Origin of the sequence: Sphingobacterium cellulitidis, assembly GCF_043187465.1 — a bacterium.
Taxonomy (GTDB): domain Bacteria; phylum Bacteroidota; class Bacteroidia; order Sphingobacteriales; family Sphingobacteriaceae; genus Sphingobacterium; species Sphingobacterium cellulitidis.
The window spans coordinates 250460-266816 of sequence record NZ_CP171136.1; the positions used below are offsets into that span (position 1 = coordinate 250460).

Genomic DNA, 16357 nt, shown 5'->3' on the forward strand with positions numbered 1-16357 from the left:
TGGAATGATCAATTCAAGGAACAGGCTTTATATCACTACGGTAATAGTCTGTTTCATTGGTATTACCTGGTTGTTCCTTGATTATTACGCTGGAGCTCAATTAACTCTATGTCCAGTTAAATTAATGACCGGTTATCCTTGTCCTTCATGTGGGACGACAAGATCCATTTCAGCACTATTGCATGGTCATCTCTGGGAGGCGATTCTGATCAATCCATTAGGGTTGATCTCTTTGGTTATCATTTTGGTTGTTGTGGTTTTGGTCCTTATAGACTTGGTTGGGAAGAAGAGTTATTATTATGAGATCTATCGTCGTACAGAGCGATACCTGCAACAGCATAAAGTACTTAGTGTCTTTCTTATCATTTTAGTTATTGCAAATTGGTTATGGAACATATCGAAGGGGCTATAGATTTTAATCCGAGAGAAATTACCGAAGATGAGCGCGAATACGCATCAAATAGCTATTTGATGTCATTATTCGCATTATTTATAGGACTTCCTTTGCCGATTTTTAACTTATTGGCGACCGTAATCTTTTATTTAGGGAAGCGAAAATCCACAAGTTTTGTCAGATGGCATTGTACGCAAGCATTAATCTCGCAGTTTTCAATTTTCTTTTTTAATACCGCTGCTTTTTGGTGGACCATTGCGATTATCTTGCACAAAAAGGAGGTTAGTGACTCCTATATATCGTATTTAATATTAATCTTTATCCTGAACGGGATAGAGATAATTTCTACAATCTATACCTCAATACAAACAAGGAAAGGCATCCATGTTCGTTGGTTTTTATTTTCTGATATCACCGATAACTTATTAAAGAAATGAAAATCGTAGGCAAATTTCTCTTATTAGCTGCATCCATCGTGGGTTTATTTTTTCTATTGAATTTGGTAGAATGGACCAATGTTTTTGAGTTAAAGAAGAATCAAGATCGCTTGGAGGTAAAAATAGGAAAGCTCGTCTTAAATCAGGTTAAGGACCTGTATGAGGTTATTGAGGATGAAAGGATTGATAGTAGTTTAGATTCTCTGTTTATTCCCTTGTTAAAGGAAAACTATATTTCCAGTAAGAATTATGATTTATTATTGGTGAAGAGTACGGAGGTCAATGTCTTTGCTCTTCCAGATGATAAAATCATTGTGACGACTGGATTAATCAACTTTTTAGATAGTTCAAATTATTTATCTGCAGTATTGGCTCATGAGGTAGCGCATTGTGAGAAGAATCATGTGATGCGGTCATTGATTACAAATTTTGGATTAGATTTATTACTGTCGGGTTCAGGAACTGGAGAAATCACAAATTTTATTACTGGACAGGCCTTTTCCAGGAAATTGGAAAAAGAAGCGGATGAATTGGCAATTGATTATTTAGTTGAAGCTAAAATTGATCCGCATAGTATAGTTAAGGTAATGGAATTATTTGATGTTTATTTGAGTTCAGCAGATGATGTCAGTTGGGTTTCATCGCATCCAATTCCTGCTGATCGGAAGAAATACCTGAACCAAAAAATCGATCGTTTGGATGTTGATTCGAGTGATTTTAAAAATCCTATTGACAGCAAAACCTGGGTTGAATTGCAAGAAATGGTCTCCAAGTATGATACGGGAGATTAATCCCTTTGAGGTCTACCTCCGAAGCTTCTCAGGTTGTAATTTAAGCTCAGCAGAAAATATCGAGTCAAGGTATTCGAGGTAATATTAGATATGGATATTTCAGATACCCTTCGATTAATGTTTCTTGCATTATTGAATAAATCGAAAGCCTTTAGCGAGATTTCAGCATTTCTTTTCTTCAAGATTTTATAGCCGATAGAGGCATTTAGCAAGTTCGTGGAAATTGCTTCAGCTCCCAAAATTCCGCCATTATGGAAAAAGGAATAATTATAGCCCAAGGTCATGTTTTTAAAGAATTCCAGGTTTAACGAATTACTAATTCTGTGATTTGTAATCTGATAATGAGTGACTTCACTCATCGGGTTATTAGTGAAATTCATATTCAGGTTATAGTTGAATCCAACTATAATTTTCTTGCTGAAATTTGTGAATATTCCTACATGTTGGCTGAATCCATAACTATGATTCGGCATCAAGACATCGTTGAGGATGGCATAATTACGGTTATAATATAGGTTGTTATTTAAATTCAGGTTGAAGCCCAATTTTTTTAAAGGTAGACCATAATTGTTATTCGCCCTAAGTTGGAAAACGCCATTAATATTTTCCGGGACAACATATTGACCACCAGCGCCAAGGATAATGTCATCAAAGAGGGTAATGGTACTATCAGTCGTCATGGTTGAATTAATAATTTTGTTATTGGTATAATCAAAATTGAAGCTGCTATTGAAGCTACGGCCATTATCACGATTAATATCCCGGTATTGCAATCGAAAACGATGGGTGTACTCTTGGCTTAGATTAGGATTACCATTTCGGACAAAGAGTTCATTGGAATTATCAATATAATCTTGCAATTGATCGATGGATGGCGTGTTTGTGCCAGCGTTATAATTAAATTCAATATTTCTTTCCTTGGTAAAGTAATAAGCGACGGTCATTTCTGGGATAAAAGCTCCGAAATTGGCCGTGGTCCTTAGGTTGATAGGGACGGTTCTATTATTTACGCGATAACCATGTTCGTAATTTATACCAACTTGAAATCTGAAGGTATCTTGTTTGTTGTAAGCGTATGAAAAACCAGCACTTTGATGGGTGAAATCATTTCTGAATTCATTGGAAAGTCTTTCGTTGAGTTCTTCAAATTGCCCGGTTTCAGCCAAGAAATCCATGGTTTTACGGTCAGAATAGTTACTTGTATTTCTTAATCCAACATTTGCTTGTAACCTAGAAATCTTTGTGACATTGTAGGTATAAGACAATCTTCCGTTATAGCCATTTCCATAGCCATAGGTTACACTTTCTCTATTGTTGGTGTCAATCCGATCAAGTACAGCATCCTTATAATACTGATTGAAAGCCAGAGTTTTTCCCAAGGCATCATTTGTACTTTTATTTCCGTCAAAGCTGAGGGATATGGTTTGTCCAGCTTTTTTAAATCGATGCATATAGGTCATTCCCCCGCCAAAATTGAAATTTGTGTTGTTGTTTTGGAAGTTTCTATCTGAATTATTGAGGGGTTCTGTTCGATCTTTGGACATACTACTTACTGAACTACGATTCGCATCAGATTTCGTATAGGAAAGGTTGGGATTAATATCAATGCGGTTCATGCTATCAATATCCCATTTCAATCTACCTCTTAAATTATGTTCAATATTACCGACATCACCAGTTTGCTGTTGATTCTGAAATTGATTAGCTCTGCTTCCGGTGGTATATTCTACATCAGAGAGGGAGTTGGTGAATGTACTGCTATTTCGGAATCTATAATTTCCATTGACCTCCAATTTTTTGTCCAAGAAGGTGTTTGTATAATTGGCAGCAGCGGCGTAAGTATCAGAAAGACCGCGATCTGTATTATTATTTCCACGGCGGAATCCACCGCGCCCTTGTTCAGAGAATTCGGTTTCATTAATATTGTTGGCCATGAGGTTGATGGAGATTTTCTCATCGCCACGGAAGGCATTAACACCAGAATTGATTGTGAATTTATCGGAATCGCCTTTTCCAGCATTGAATTTGCCGAACACACCTTTTCTTTTATCAGGTTTGGTGACGATATTGATAATTTTGGATCTTTTACCGTCGTCAAATCCTGAGAATTTGGTTTGTTCACTTTTCTCATCGATGATTTGGAGTTTATCAATAATATCTGCTGGGAGTGTTTTAAGGGCGACCTTCGGGTCAGTACTAAAAAACTCTTTCCCATCGACCATTATTTTTGTCACCTCTTCTCCATGAGCCGATACCTTTCCATCCTCATCGATGGTAACTCCAGGAACCTGAGCGACCATTTCGTCGGCATCAGCATATTCTCGAGTGGCAAAATTTCTGGCATTAAATTCTAATGTATCACCTTTCACGGCGACATTGGGAGAAGGGGCGATTGTAATTTCTTCCAAAACGATTTCTCCGGGTTCCATTTCCAAAAGTATGGGAGGCATGGAAGATTTTACTTCGATGGTTTTTTCAACTTTTTTAAAGCCAAGTAAAGTTCCTGTTATTTTATATCGACCAATTGTGACTTTTTGAATTGCGAATACACCTTTGTCATTTGATTTTGCGGTTCGGATGGTAGAGTCTTTGAGGTTAAGTATTTGAATACTGGCATCTTGCAAAGTATTGCCTTTGGTTTTGTCCTGGATATTTCCAGAAATATTAACCTGAGCGAAGGTAGTACCTAGACTCAAGATCAAGACGAAACACATTGACAAAAGGTAATTCATGGTATTGGTTTAAGGATTTTTTTCAATTATAATTTATTTTACTGATAACAGGTTGATAATCACAAAAAAGATACACGGCAAAAGGTGCTGTTGGGGGGTGGTTTTTCGGCTTATTTAAACTTGGTTAAAGATCTAAAGCGGTTGGTTTTATAGGATAAAAAATTGCGTTTATTATAAGGGCGGGTTTCGAGGGAGGCAATGAAAATCACAATTCAATAAAATTGGATATATTTGCTTATTAACAATCGATGAAAGAAACAACACTTAGTAGGAAAGAGAAAATATTGCAAACAGCCTTACAATTATTTGCGAGTAAGGGCTACCTTGATACATCTACCAAGGAAATTGCTGCAAAAGCTGGAGTTTCAGAAGCACTTATCTTTAAGCATTTCGGGAACAAGGATGCTTTATTGGCCCATATTGTGAAATCTGGTTACCGTAAGGTACTTCTTCATCACAAGGGGATGATGACGTATAAGGGCGCGAAGGATTTTTTGAAGAATATGGTTCAATTTCCGAGTAAACTGGTTGCTGATGATCCATTATTTTGGAAATTGCAGGAGCGTCTCTCGCATCATAGCTTTTCCAAATCCCAGCATGAGTTATTTATTAAGCCAGTACAGCCGATTGTTCATAAAGCTTTTCAAGAATTAGGATATAAGGACCCCGATTTAGAGACTCAATATTTATTATTGGTGATCGACATGCTTTGGAAAAAAGAGGCATGTGGAGAGATCGAGAATGCGGCTGAATTGGCCGGTTTGATGGAGGAAAAATACAACCTGTAAGTCTGCGTGTTTATGCGTGATGTTTTTTAAATATGCAAAACATTTTAAAAAACAACTAAAAATTCCTTATTTCGTATAAACTATATTGTGATGATTAAGAAACTATTCAGTTTTGGATTGCTATCCATGATGCTTATTTCTGCGGCATTTGCTCAGAACAAGCCCAATTTTGTTGATTTTATCAATCAGAAACATGCATGGGTTGATTCGGTATTCAATACATTGACGCCGAAGCAACGTATTGCCCAGTTATTTTTGGTAAGAGCACATACGAATTTGGGTCAAAGATATATTGATTCCGTAAAACAAGTCATTGAGAAGGAGCAATTGGGAGGATTGGTTGTCTTTCAAGGCGGTCCAGTTCGGCATGCGAATATGTTCAATGAATATCAAAAAGTGAGTAAGGTTCCTTTGTTGATTACGTTTGATGGGGAATGGGGTCTAGGCATGCGGATGCCGGATTCAACGATTTCCTATCCTTATCAAATGACCTTAGGTGCAATTCAGAATAACAATTTGTTGTACGAAATGGGTAGACAAGTTGCTCGTGATTTTCATCGGATTGGGATGCACTTTAATTTTGCGCCGGATGTAGATATCAATAATAACCCCAATAATCCAGTTATTAATTTCCGTTCATTTGGAGATAATAAGTTCAAGGTTACAGAGAAAGGCAAAGCCTATATGGACGGAATGGTTCAAGGGGGTATTTTGGCTTCATTAAAGCATTTTCCGGGACATGGAGACACTGATGTTGATTCGCATCATGACCTTCCGCAATTGAAATTTGATAAAGCGAGATTGGATAGTTTAGAGATGTATCCATTCAAGCAGCTGATCAATGCTGGCGCACCTGCAGTTATGGTTGCGCACATGAATATTCCAGCTTTAGATAATACTCCTAATATTCCATCCTCAATTTCAAAGAAAATCGTCACAGAGCTACTTCGCAAGGAATTAGGGTTTAGAGGATTGACCGTTACGGATGCCATGGATATGAGCGGGGTTAAGAAATATTTCCCGAATGGAGAAGCAGATGTCATGGCAATTGAGGCAGGACATGATTTATTAGAAGTTTCAGAGAATAGTGCACGTGCTATTGATTTGATTGAGAAAGCTATCAAATCGGGTCGCTTATCTCAAGCGGATGTAGATGCGCGAGTAAAGAAAGTGTTAGCTAGTAAATTATGGTTGGGATTAAATAAGATCAGGCCCGTAAATACGAATAATTTATATTCAGACTTAAATACGCCTGCGGCACAAAGTTTAGTACAACGTATTTCAGATGCAGCTGTAACATTATTAAAATCGGATCGAGGCTTAAAAAGATTTGACCCGAAAAAAGCAACATCGATTGTCAGTGTAGGAATTGATCAGGCGCAAGATTTTGAGAAGGGTTTGGCTATTCAGCTGATGGATCATGATCAATACTTTATTAAAGGCGATGAGACTGAGGAGCAACTAAAAGATTTAATGAAAGACGCAAAAGATAATCGTCAGATTATCTTGGTAATCCATGATAATCGTAGTAGACCTCGCAGTGAGTTAGTTTTGAATGATGCAACGAAAGCTTTTATAGATAAGATCGCAGGTAGAAGAACTATTTCTGTTATGTTTACTAATCCATATGCATTAAATTCCGTTGATGTGATGCGCAGTTCATCAGTATTATTGGGTTATCAGAATGACTTTTTCATGCAGAAGGCAGTTTTAAAGGCTTTATTAAAGCAGATTAAACCAGAAGGAAAATTGCCAGTTACAATTTCAAAAGATTTGAAGAACGGTTCGGGGATTTAATTCAAAACTGTTAACATAAAATTAAAATAGCCAGTAGAAGATACTGGCTTTTTTTATTCAAAAGAAAGACTAATTTTGCTAGGTAGATTGAGAATTATGGCAAAAGAGCAGATTTCTATATTTGACATGTTTAAAATAGGGATTGGACCCTCGAGTTCGCATACTTTAGGTCCATGGCGGGCAGCCCAGCGGTTTGTTGAGGTGTTAGTGAACCGGGCTGTTTTAGACTTGGTAGAAGAAGTAAAGATTTTATTATATGGTTCCTTGGCAAAGACGGGAGTTGGTCACGGGACGGATATTGCGGTATTATTAGGTTTGAGTGGAGATGATCCAGTTACTTTTGATGTGAACGATGTCGTTCCTAAGGTGGATCGTATCAAGGCTAGCCGGAAGATGTCGCTTGGCGGGAAGCGAGAAATCGATTTCACTTATCAGGATGACCTACTTTTCCTTTATGATCAAAGCTTACCATTTCATCCCAATGCGGTTACCTTTCAGGCTTTTCTATCCAATGGCAATGCTGTCTCGGAGACATATTATTCAATTGGTGGCGGATTTGTTGTTCAAGAGAATGATACGGAGAGTGTTTTATCGGAAATTGATTTACCCTTTCCAATTGATACGGCTCAGGAGTTGATGGTTGCATGTATGCGGACGGGGTTAAAGATTTCGGAGTTGGTTTTGGAGAATGAATGTTCATGGAGGTCTGAGCAAGAGACTAGAAGTGGAGTTTTAAAGATTTTCCAAACGATTAAGGAATGTATTTATAAGGGCTGTCATACTGATGGTGTATTACCAGGAGGATTACATGTTGAGCGCAGAGCTTCAAAATTGAATAAGAAGATGTTGAAGGGTCGTAGCTATTCCGATTTTGACAGCTGGGTAGAGGCGATTCGTGCTGGAGGTCGGGATTTTGGTTATATTCTGGACTGTGTAAGTTGTTTTGCTTTGGCCGTAAATGAGGAAAATGCATCTTTTGGTCGGGTGGTTACTGCACCTACCAATGGTGCTGCAGGGGTAATACCAGCGGTATTGCAATATTATATCGTATTTCATGATTGTTATAAGGAGGATAAGATTATTCAATTTATCGCTACGGCATCGGAGATTGGTTCGATTTTTAAGAAAGGGGCGACGATCTCTGCAGCGATGGGTGGCTGTCAGGCAGAAATTGGAGTTTCCTCGGCGATGGCTGCTGGAGCATTAACCGAATGTTTAGGTGGATCACAAAGACAAGTATTAATGGCGGCAGAGATAGCCATGGAACATCACTTAGGGTTAACCTGTGATCCTATTGGCGGTTTGGTACAGATTCCATGTATTGAAAGAAACACTATGGGAGCTATCAAAGCGATTACAGCTGCTCAGCTTGCCTTACAATCCAACCCAGATAAGGCAAAAGTAAGTTTAGATGCAGTAGTTAGTACGATGTGGGATACGGCTCAGGATATGAACGTAAAATATAAGGAAACTGCTGATGGTGGATTAGCCATCAAGGTACCATTGAGTTTACCAGAATGTTAATAAAAATATTTTAGAATATTTAATAAGAAGCGGTCATTATCAAGAGGTAATGACCTTTGTTTTTGATCAAATTTCTATCTTTGTAAAATGATTCGATATGCGGCATTAGCTTCTGGGAGTAATGGGAATAGCTATTATATTGCTAAGGGTGATACGGCGATTTTAATAGATGCCGGAATCAATAACAAGCATCTTCATTTGCGGATGGCTTCCTTAGGAATAAATCCGGCTAGTATTAGTGCGATATTCATTACCCACGAGCATACGGATCATATTTCTGGCCTATCTGTTTTCTTAAAGCGGTATCAAATTCCGGTTTATTTGACAGTGGGAACCTATGAATCTTCACGTTTGCAATTGCCTAGCTATTTAGTCAATTTTATTAAGCCTAATTCGGTGATTAACCTAAGTGATTTTTCAGTTTATGGGATTCCGAAATATCATGATGCGCAAGAGCCCTGTAGTTTTTTGATCTCTGATGGAGAATTGAATATTTCGGTGCTGACAGACCTAGGTCGGATTTGTGATAATGTGAAAAAGGCCATTCGAATGGCGGATATCCTGTTCTTGGAAGCGAACTATGATGAGGAGATGTTGATGACGGGTCGCTACCCTTATCATTTAAAGAATAGAATTAAAGGCGGATGGGGCCATTTATCCAATAAACTATCCTTGGAGGCCTTTATTGAGAACAAAACGGATCGGTTGAAACATGTTATTTTAGGGCATTTGTCGGGTGAGAATAATACAGTCCAATTGGTTGAAAGTATTTTTGAGCCCTACTGTCAAGATTTTAAGATGTCAGTTGCAAAGCGGACGGAACCTAGCCCACTCTTTGAAATTAGTAAGCAGGTTCAAACAGAGATTTATGTGGAAGAATATTCCTATCAATCCATTCAAATCATAACAGGATAAAAATAAATTCTATAAAAAAAGACGAGGCTGTAAATTAATTTACAGCCTCGTCCTTTTTATGAATTTTTATTAATTCAGTTCCATTTTGAATAATTCGGCAAGATGATTTTTGAGTTTTATTTTTACTTCTTCCACATCTACTTTATGCCCAAGCTCACGTTCCATGGAAGTAACATCTTTATCATCAATTCCGCAAGGCACAATATTTCCGAAATAGGCTAAATCGGCATTTACATTAAATGCGAATCCATGCATGGTCACCCAACGAGATGCCCGTACGCCCATTGCACAGATTTTCCTTGCTTTGTCATTATCAGGATCCAACCATACTCCAGTATATCCAGGATATCTGCCGGCTTGAATTCCATAATCTGCTAAGGTCAAAATAATGGCCTCTTCAAGAGTCCTGAGGTATAAATGAATATCGGTAAAGAAGTTGTCCAAATCGAGGATGGGATAACCGACGATTTGCCCAGGTCCATGATAGGTAATGTCTCCACCTCTATTAATTTTATAGAAGGTCGCTTCTTTTTCTTTTAGTCCATCTTCATCCAATAACAGATATTCCAAGTGTCCACTTTTCCCAAGTGTATAAACATGGGGGTGTTCCGTGAAAATCAGGAAGTTGTCTGTTGGGTTATTTGTGTTATTGATTCGGTTATCGTGTTTTTCAGCAAGAACCTTGGCAAAAATCTCTTCTTGTTTATCCCATGCTTCCTGATAATCCAGCAATCCCCAATCAATAAAGGTTACTTTTTTATTTTGCATTTCAATTAATACAGTAGGTTGTTATATGGATATCTGGCGTTGTGCATTTTCACGACGATATCATATATTTTTTCCTTGAATTCTTCCACGTTAGTTTTGTTCGTTGCGGAGATAAAAATTGCAGGGTCGGCATTTTTAGCCATCCATGAATTTCTAAAATCATCAAGAGTTACTTTAATTTCTTCGCCATCTTCATCAAACTCCACCGGAGGTTTGTACGCATCGATTTTGTTGAATACCGTTATTATAGGTTTATCCACCGCACCAATATCTTTTAGCGTTTCATTGACTGCACGGATATGGTCTTCGAAATAGGGGTGAGAGATATCGACCACATGGATAAGCACATCTGCTTCTCGGACTTCATCCAAGGTTGATTTAAAACATTCAACCAAGTGGTGTGGTAGTTTTCTAATAAATCCGACAGTATCAGACAAAAGAAAAGGGAGGTTATCAATAACGACTTTTCTAACTGTAGTATCCAATGTTGCAAAGAGTTTGTTTTCGATTAATACATCGGATTTGGAAATCATATTCATGATTGTTGATTTTCCAACGTTTGTATAACCTACCAATGCAACGCGGATCATTTCGCCTCTATTTTTACGTTGCGTTTCGTTTTGTTTATCGATTGTTTTCAGGCGATCTTTTAATAGGGAGATCTTATTTAAGATCATCCGTCTATCACTTTCGATCTGGCTCTCTCCGGGTCCACGCATACCAATACCCCCACGTTGTCTTTCAAGGTGGGTCCACATTCGAGTTAATCGTGGTAACAGGTATTGCAACTGGGCTAATTCCACTTGAGTTTTAGCCTGTGCTGTTTTAGCGTGTTTTGCAAAGATGTCCAGAATCAAGTTTGATCGGTCCAGGACTTTGATATTGAAATACTTTTCAATGTTTCTTAACTGAGAAGGTGATAATTCATCATCAAAGACTACCATATCGATTTCTTCGGCCTGGATATACTCTTTGATTTCGTCGAGTTTTCCGGAACCTACAAAGGTAGCACGGTCAGGGAAGGCTAGTTTTTGGGTAAAAATTCCCTTAGTAACTCCGCCTGCAGTGGTTACCAAAAATTCTAATTCTTCTAAATATTCTTTGGCAGTTTCTTCCGAAACGTCAGGAGTGATGACACTCACTAAGACTGCTGTTTCTGGTTTTACTGCGGTATCATGTATCTTAAATCTTGCCATTAATTGTTTTTAAGTAGTGAACAAGTTGAAGTGCATATTGGTTTCAGCTTGTTTTAAGGATGTTTCTTTGGAAACAAGTTTACAAAGTTACGGAATTTAGGAGATTTTGTCCCATGAAATAGCTGGGGAGCTTTTGTTAATGTATTGAGCCAATAGCTGATGGCGATTTTCATGGAGGTTTGGGTCTTCCTTAAAAATCTGAATGACTAATTGTCTAGCCTCTGCGAGTATGGCTTGATCTTTAGCAAGGTCGGCGATTTTCATTTCGAGCACACCCGATTGTTGCGTACCGGAAAGATCACCAGGACCACGAAGTTGCAGGTCGACCTCAGCGATTTCAAAACCGTCATTTGTTCTAACCATTGTTTCCAGCCGGGTTCTACCTTCCTTACTGAGTTTATTACTGGACATTAGAATACAGAATGATTGTTCTGCACCCCTTCCTACTCTTCCACGGAGCTGATGGAGCTGAGATAATCCGAATCTTTCTGAATTTTCAATGATCATTACGGATGCATTCGGCACATTGACACCAACCTCAATAACAGTTGTTGCGACCATGATTTGAGTTTCACCCTTAATAAAGCGTTTCATTTCAAAGTCTTTGTCTTTGACAGGCATCTTGCCATGCACGATGCTAATCCTAAAATCCGGCAGGGGGAATTCACGCATTAAACTTTCCAGGCCAGCTTCCAAATAGAGTAAATCCATTTTTTCACTTTCCTTAATCAAAGGGTAAACAATATAGACTTGTCTACCTTTTGCAATTTCTTCCCGCATAAAACCAAATACACGTAGGCGTTGATTTTCGAAGAAGTGTACTGTTTTGATTGGCTTCCTACCAGCAGGTAACTCATCGATAATTGAAATATCCAAGTCGCCATACATTGTCATGGCCAAGGTTCTTGGAATAGGGGTAGCAGTCATAACCAACATGTGCGGAGGGATCAGGTTTTTGCGCCATAACTTCGCTCTTTGTTCCACTCCAAAGCGATGTTGCTCATCAATAACAACAAATCCGATATTCTTGAATTTGACTTTATCCTCAATCAAGGCATGAGTTCCAATAAGGATATCCAAGGTTCCGTCTTCAAGTTCTTGATGGATTATTCTTCTCGCTTTAGCAGGGGTTGAACCTGTTAGAAGTTTGACATTGCAAATATCTTCACCTAAGAGTTCTTTTAAGCCGTTGTAATGCTGGGTGGCGAGGATTTCAGTTGGTGCCATCAAACAAGCCTGATAGCCATTGTCGATTGCGAGGAGCATACTCATTAATGCTACGACTGTTTTTCCGGAGCCCACATCCCCTTGTACCAGTCTATTCATTTGGGCCCCTGTATTGCAATCCAAACGTATCTCACGAACTACTCTTTTTTGGGCATTTGTCAATGGGAATGGTAATCTCTCATTGAAGAAAGTGTTGAATTTTTCACCAACCTGGTTGAACTGGTGTCCTTTATATCTTTGGGTATTTAACTGTTTATTTTTGAGTAAGCGGAGTTGAATAAAAAACAACTCTTCGAATTTCAGCCTGGTAATTGCGGCTTTCATAAGTTGTTCATTTTGTGGGAAATGAATACTAAGAAAGGCCTGTTGAAGCGGCATGAGATTATATTTTTCGAGAATGTATGCAGGCAGGGTTTCCTCAATGGTTCGCAAAGTAGTTTCTAAGGCAGTTTCTTGTAGTTTTTGAATTCCTTTGCTATCTAAATTGAATTTTTTAAGTTTTTCGGTTGAAGAGTAAACAGGTTGCATGGTCATATTACCAACCTTTTTTCCCTGTTGCTGATACAATTCCATTTCGGGGTGAGTCATGGAGATGGCTCCATTAAACTCAGAAGGTTTACCATAGATAATATAAGCGGCTCCTACTTTAAGGCCTTTTTTGAGCCAAGGAATACTTTGGAACCAAACCAGTTCCATCATTCCGGTATCATCCTTGAATTGAGCGACGAGTCTTTTACTACGTTTTTCACCAATTTCCTGAAGGCTCATTAGTCTTCCCAGTACTTGAGCACCGATCATTTCCGAATGAAGTTCACGGATTTTATGGAATTTGGTTCTATCGATATATCGAAAAGGGTAATCTTGCAAAAGATCTCCGATAGTAAAGATTTGGAGTTCTTTTTTGAGTACATCTGCTTTTTGCGGACCTACACCTTTGAGATATTCTATGGGAGTAATAAATGATAAACCAGCCATGGGATAGATAATCCCACTAAAATAATAAAAACTTTCAGGTTTCCTTTTATATAGGTAGGCTGTTGGGGAATTAGAGGAAAATATGGAGCTGAAAAAGGGTGGGTTTAATAAAAAATGCCCCTATTTTGGCGGGGCATTCATGTTTATTATAGATAGATTTAGGGTTTTAAATTATCGTTGTACCACCATCAACTGCAAGGTTAATACCGCTGATATATCTTGAGTCATCAGATGCTAAGAATAATGCTGCCAAGGCGATATCTTCGGCGGTTCCATAATCCTTCATTGGGATAATGGACATGAAATGGGGTCTGTATTGAGGGTTATTGAGGTGTGCTTCCGCCATTGGGGTCATGATATATCCGGGGTTAATAGCATTAACCCGAATTTTCATTTTTCCAAAATCCACGGCAGCTGCGCGCGTGATAGCAGAGACCCCACCTTTGGATGCGGTATAAGAACCAGGTCCAGACATTCCGGTTAATGCGGCAATTGATGATATGTTGACAATGCTACCACCATTTTCTTTCATATGAGGCAAAACGGCTTGCATGCCTAGCATTACGCTATTGACATTAATGTCATAGGTTTTTTTCCAAAGCGCTTCGTCTTGTTCTTCGAAAGGAGTAGGAACAGAAATTCCGGCATTATTTATTAGGATATCAATTTTTCCAAAATTGTTAATTGCAGCAGGGATAACGTCATTAAACCATGTTTCTCTATTTGAAACGTCATGTTTTACTGCCACAGCATCAAATCCTTGACTTTGTACTTTTTCTACAATAGCATTGAGTTTGTCAATTTGAATATCTGTAGCAATAACTTTTGCACCTTCATTGGCGAACAAATAAGTCATTGCTTCTCCCATTCCCGATGCTGCACCGGTAATAATGGCTACTTTTCCTTTTAACCTCATGTAAATTTTGTTTGAGTAAATATCCTAAGCTTCGTTCAGATAAAAAGTGATCGATATTACCTTCTATTAATTAATGTGATTTATTTCCGTTAAGATATATTATGATGGGTAACAGCTAATGGGTGGATACTGTTTTAGGATTAGGTTTTTTTTTAAATAAAAATGCCAGCAATCTTTTTTGCTGGCATTCTATTTTGAGTCGATGTTGGTTAAGCTTTCCAAGCGATTACGGAAATTTCCACATTGACTTCTTTAGGCAAAGTTTTGACTGCTACGCATTCTCGTGCGGGCTGGTTTTCTTTAAAATATTCGGAATACACTTCGTTTACTGTTGCAAAGTAGTCCATGCTACTTAAGAAGATTGAAGTTTTTACGACATCGGAGAAATCATAGCCGGCATTTTTAAGGATGGCACCTACATTTTTTAGGACTTGGTGAGCTTCGTCAGCTACTCCAGTTGTAATCAATTCCATTGATTCCGGGATCAAAGGGATTTGGCCAGAAACATATAATGTTTTATCGGCTTTGATTGCTTGATTGTAAGGGCCAATTGCTGCTGGAGCTTTGTCAGTATTTAAAATTTCTTTTTGCGCCATGATTTTATTGTTGAATAATAATATTATAAAAATAGAGTTCTTTACTGGTGTGAGAGCATTAATTCTCAGGTCTAATATACGATAAGCCGATGGATTTTCAATAAAAGGGAAAATAAGTAACTTGCAGCATGAAACATAAACTAGCCCTTATAAATGGTAAGATTTTTACTGAATATCAAATATACGATCAACATGCTTTATTAATAGATTCCGATAGAATTGCGGGTATTGTAGCACAGGATGATATTCCAGAAATGTTTGAGTTGTTGGATGTCAAAGGGGCGAATATTTGTCCGGGGCTTATTGATTTGCAGATTTATGGAACGGGTGAGGATTTGTTTTCTGCGGAATTAACTGCGGAATCCATTCATCGAATAGAGCATAACTTATTGAAGCAGGGTTGTACATCATTTGTATTAACCTTAGCGACGAATACTTTGGAGTTGTTTCAGGAAGCTATTGGGGTTTTTGAGCGTGCGAATCCACGTGTTGCCTTGGGTCTTCATTTGGAGGGGCCTTTTTTAAATGCAGCAAAGCGAGGAGCGCATCCTGCGGAATTAATTCAAAGAGCAACGGTGGATTTACTGGCTTCGGTTATAGAAGGTAAGGAAGAGATTGTTAAAATGATGACCATTGCTCCTGAACTAACTGAGCAGGATTGCATTGATTATTTGAATGAGAAAGGGGTTTTGATAACAGCGGGACATAGTGCGGCGACTTATCAAGAGGCTACTCATGCCTTTAATCATGGGGTTCCTGCAGTTACACATTTATGGAATGCGATGTCGCCACTTCACCATCGGGATGTAGGCTTGCCAGGAGCGACATTTAACCATGATGAAGTTTGTGCTTCCATTATTGTTGATGGTATTCATGTTGATTTTGAAGCAGTTAAGTTGTCCAAGGAATTGATGGGAGAACGCTTGTTTCTAATTACAGATGCTGTTGCGAAGTGTGATAAGGGCATTTATCAACATGTATTTAACAAGGATCACTATACGATGCCTGATGGAACCTTATCAGGTTCTGCGCTAAGTATGTTAAAGGCAGTTGAAAATTGTGTAAAGAAGGTTGGTATTAGTTTAGATGAGAGTTTAAGGATGGCGACATTATATCCAGCGCGTTTATTTGGTCGGCATGATTTAGGGAATTTAAACAGTGGATCAATTGCCAATGTGTTAGTTTTTACGGAGGATTTTAAAGTGCAACAGGTTCTTTTTCAAGGGGAACCGGTAGAATAAATTATAAAGAATAGGTTACAATTAGCAGGATAGGTAATAAAAAGCTTAATTTTGTGGGTT

The 16357-nt window shown here is 38.3% G+C and carries 14 protein-coding genes; 8 read left to right on the forward strand and 6 right to left on the reverse strand.

Translation table 11 applies throughout. The features are described 5' to 3' along the window. Window positions 1–4: 4 nt before the first annotated feature. The 3 genes from ACF3OC_RS01120 to ACF3OC_RS01130 are packed head-to-tail and all read left to right on the forward strand — an operon-like array spanning window position 5 to window position 1622. The gene (locus tag ACF3OC_RS01120; RefSeq protein WP_094281017.1) at window positions 5–412 is read left to right on the forward strand and encodes a DUF2752 domain-containing protein; all 408 of its coding nucleotides are present in this window, start codon (window positions 5–7) and stop codon (window positions 410–412) included. Then, entirely contained in the window at window positions 388–831 is a 444-nt protein-coding gene (locus ACF3OC_RS01125) for a DUF4870 domain-containing protein (RefSeq protein ID WP_094281018.1), read from the forward strand. Before ACF3OC_RS01120 ends, ACF3OC_RS01125 begins: the two co-directional genes overlap by 25 nt. Beyond that, window positions 828–1622 carry a M48 family metallopeptidase gene (locus tag ACF3OC_RS01130; RefSeq protein ID WP_392470701.1) on the forward strand — a complete coding sequence of 265 codons (795 nt, stop codon included), beginning with the start codon at window positions 828–830 and terminating at the stop codon, window positions 1620–1622. Before ACF3OC_RS01125 ends, ACF3OC_RS01130 begins: the two co-directional genes overlap by 4 nt. Here ACF3OC_RS01130 and ACF3OC_RS01135 read toward each other — a convergent pair. Beyond that, window positions 1619–4354, reverse strand: coding sequence for a TonB-dependent receptor (locus ACF3OC_RS01135; RefSeq protein ID WP_094281020.1), 2736 nt, complete (start codon window positions 4352–4354; stop codon window positions 1619–1621). The genes ACF3OC_RS01130 and ACF3OC_RS01135 overlap by 4 nt on opposite strands. Before the next feature lie 248 nt (window positions 4355–4602). Here ACF3OC_RS01135 and ACF3OC_RS01140 point away from each other — a divergent pair, with 248 nt between their 5' ends. The 4 genes from ACF3OC_RS01140 to ACF3OC_RS01155 all read left to right on the forward strand — a co-directional run bounded on the left by ACF3OC_RS01140 (window position 4603) and on the right by ACF3OC_RS01155 (window position 9378). Continuing rightward, window positions 4603–5142 (forward strand): TetR/AcrR family transcriptional regulator, encoded by a 540-nt coding sequence (locus ACF3OC_RS01140; protein ID WP_094281021.1) that lies wholly within the window; start codon window positions 4603–4605, stop codon window positions 5140–5142. Window positions 5143–5232: 90 nt separating this feature from the next. Continuing rightward, window positions 5233–6939 carry a glycoside hydrolase family 3 N-terminal domain-containing protein gene (locus tag ACF3OC_RS01145; protein ID WP_094281022.1) on the forward strand — a complete coding sequence of 569 codons (1707 nt, stop codon included), beginning with the start codon at window positions 5233–5235 and terminating at the stop codon, window positions 6937–6939. Window positions 6940–7035: 96 nt separating this feature from the next. After that, a complete protein-coding gene (locus ACF3OC_RS01150) occupies window positions 7036–8463 on the forward strand; it encodes an L-serine ammonia-lyase (protein ID WP_094257651.1) in 1428 nt (475 codons plus the stop codon). Window positions 8464–8550: 87 nt separating this feature from the next. Further along, on the forward strand, window positions 8551–9378 hold the full coding sequence (locus tag ACF3OC_RS01155) for an MBL fold metallo-hydrolase (protein WP_220476598.1): 828 nt from the start codon (window positions 8551–8553) through the stop codon (window positions 9376–9378). Between the two features lie 69 nt (window positions 9379–9447). Here ACF3OC_RS01155 and lipB read toward each other — a convergent pair whose 3' ends face one another. From lipB to ACF3OC_RS01180, 5 genes are all read right to left on the reverse strand, one after another. Beyond that, window positions 9448–10146, reverse strand: a complete 699-nt coding sequence (gene lipB / locus ACF3OC_RS01160) for a lipoyl(octanoyl) transferase LipB (protein WP_094281023.1) — start codon at window positions 10144–10146, stop codon at window positions 9448–9450. Window positions 10147–10151: 5 nt separating this feature from the next. After that, complete coding sequence (hflX, locus tag ACF3OC_RS01165; protein ID WP_094257653.1) at window positions 10152–11342, reverse strand: GTPase HflX; 1191 nt, start codon at window positions 11340–11342, stop codon at window positions 10152–10154. A gap of 96 nt (window positions 11343–11438) precedes the next feature. After that, window positions 11439–13544, reverse strand: coding sequence for an ATP-dependent DNA helicase RecG (recG, locus tag ACF3OC_RS01170; protein WP_094281024.1), 2106 nt, complete (start codon window positions 13542–13544; stop codon window positions 11439–11441). 166 nt (window positions 13545–13710) lie between these two features. After that, a complete protein-coding gene (locus tag ACF3OC_RS01175; RefSeq protein WP_094281025.1) occupies window positions 13711–14460 on the reverse strand; it encodes an SDR family NAD(P)-dependent oxidoreductase in 750 nt (249 codons plus the stop codon). A 209-nt stretch (window positions 14461–14669) separates the two neighbouring features. After that, a complete protein-coding gene (locus ACF3OC_RS01180; RefSeq protein WP_094257656.1) occupies window positions 14670–15056 on the reverse strand; it encodes a RidA family protein in 387 nt (128 codons plus the stop codon). 128 nt (window positions 15057–15184) lie between these two features. Here ACF3OC_RS01180 and nagA point away from each other — a divergent pair, with 128 nt between their 5' ends. Beyond that, window positions 15185–16297 (forward strand): N-acetylglucosamine-6-phosphate deacetylase, encoded by a 1113-nt coding sequence (nagA, locus tag ACF3OC_RS01185; protein ID WP_094281026.1) that lies wholly within the window; start codon window positions 15185–15187, stop codon window positions 16295–16297. Window positions 16298–16357 lie beyond the last annotated feature (60 nt).

Excerpts from the sequence above, each read along its gene's own strand:
- ACF3OC_RS01120 (WP_094281017.1), top strand. The coding sequence starts at position 5 with ATGATCAATTCAAGGAACAGGCTTTATATCACTACGGTAATAGTCTGT.
- ACF3OC_RS01125 (WP_094281018.1), top strand. The coding sequence starts at position 388 with ATGGAACATATCGAAGGGGCTATAGATTTTAATCCGAGAGAAATTACC.
- ACF3OC_RS01130 (WP_392470701.1), top strand. The coding sequence starts at position 828 with ATGAAAATCGTAGGCAAATTTCTCTTATTAGCTGCATCCATCGTGGGT.
- ACF3OC_RS01135 (WP_094281020.1), bottom strand. The coding sequence starts at position 4,354 with ATGAATTACCTTTTGTCAATGTGTTTCGTCTTGATCTTGAGTCTAGGT.
- ACF3OC_RS01140 (WP_094281021.1), top strand. The coding sequence starts at position 4,603 with ATGAAAGAAACAACACTTAGTAGGAAAGAGAAAATATTGCAAACAGCC.
- ACF3OC_RS01145 (WP_094281022.1), top strand. The coding sequence starts at position 5,233 with ATGATTAAGAAACTATTCAGTTTTGGATTGCTATCCATGATGCTTATT.
- ACF3OC_RS01150 (WP_094257651.1), top strand. The coding sequence starts at position 7,036 with ATGGCAAAAGAGCAGATTTCTATATTTGACATGTTTAAAATAGGGATT.
- ACF3OC_RS01155 (WP_220476598.1), top strand. The coding sequence starts at position 8,551 with ATGATTCGATATGCGGCATTAGCTTCTGGGAGTAATGGGAATAGCTAT.
- lipB (WP_094281023.1), bottom strand. The coding sequence starts at position 10,146 with ATGCAAAATAAAAAAGTAACCTTTATTGATTGGGGATTGCTGGATTAT.
- hflX (WP_094257653.1), bottom strand. The coding sequence starts at position 11,342 with ATGGCAAGATTTAAGATACATGATACCGCAGTAAAACCAGAAACAGCA.
- recG (WP_094281024.1), bottom strand. The coding sequence starts at position 13,544 with ATGGCTGGTTTATCATTTATTACTCCCATAGAATATCTCAAAGGTGTA.
- ACF3OC_RS01175 (WP_094281025.1), bottom strand. The coding sequence starts at position 14,460 with ATGAGGTTAAAAGGAAAAGTAGCCATTATTACCGGTGCAGCATCGGGA.
- ACF3OC_RS01180 (WP_094257656.1), bottom strand. The coding sequence starts at position 15,056 with ATGGCGCAAAAAGAAATTTTAAATACTGACAAAGCTCCAGCAGCAATT.
- nagA (WP_094281026.1), top strand. The coding sequence starts at position 15,185 with ATGAAACATAAACTAGCCCTTATAAATGGTAAGATTTTTACTGAATAT.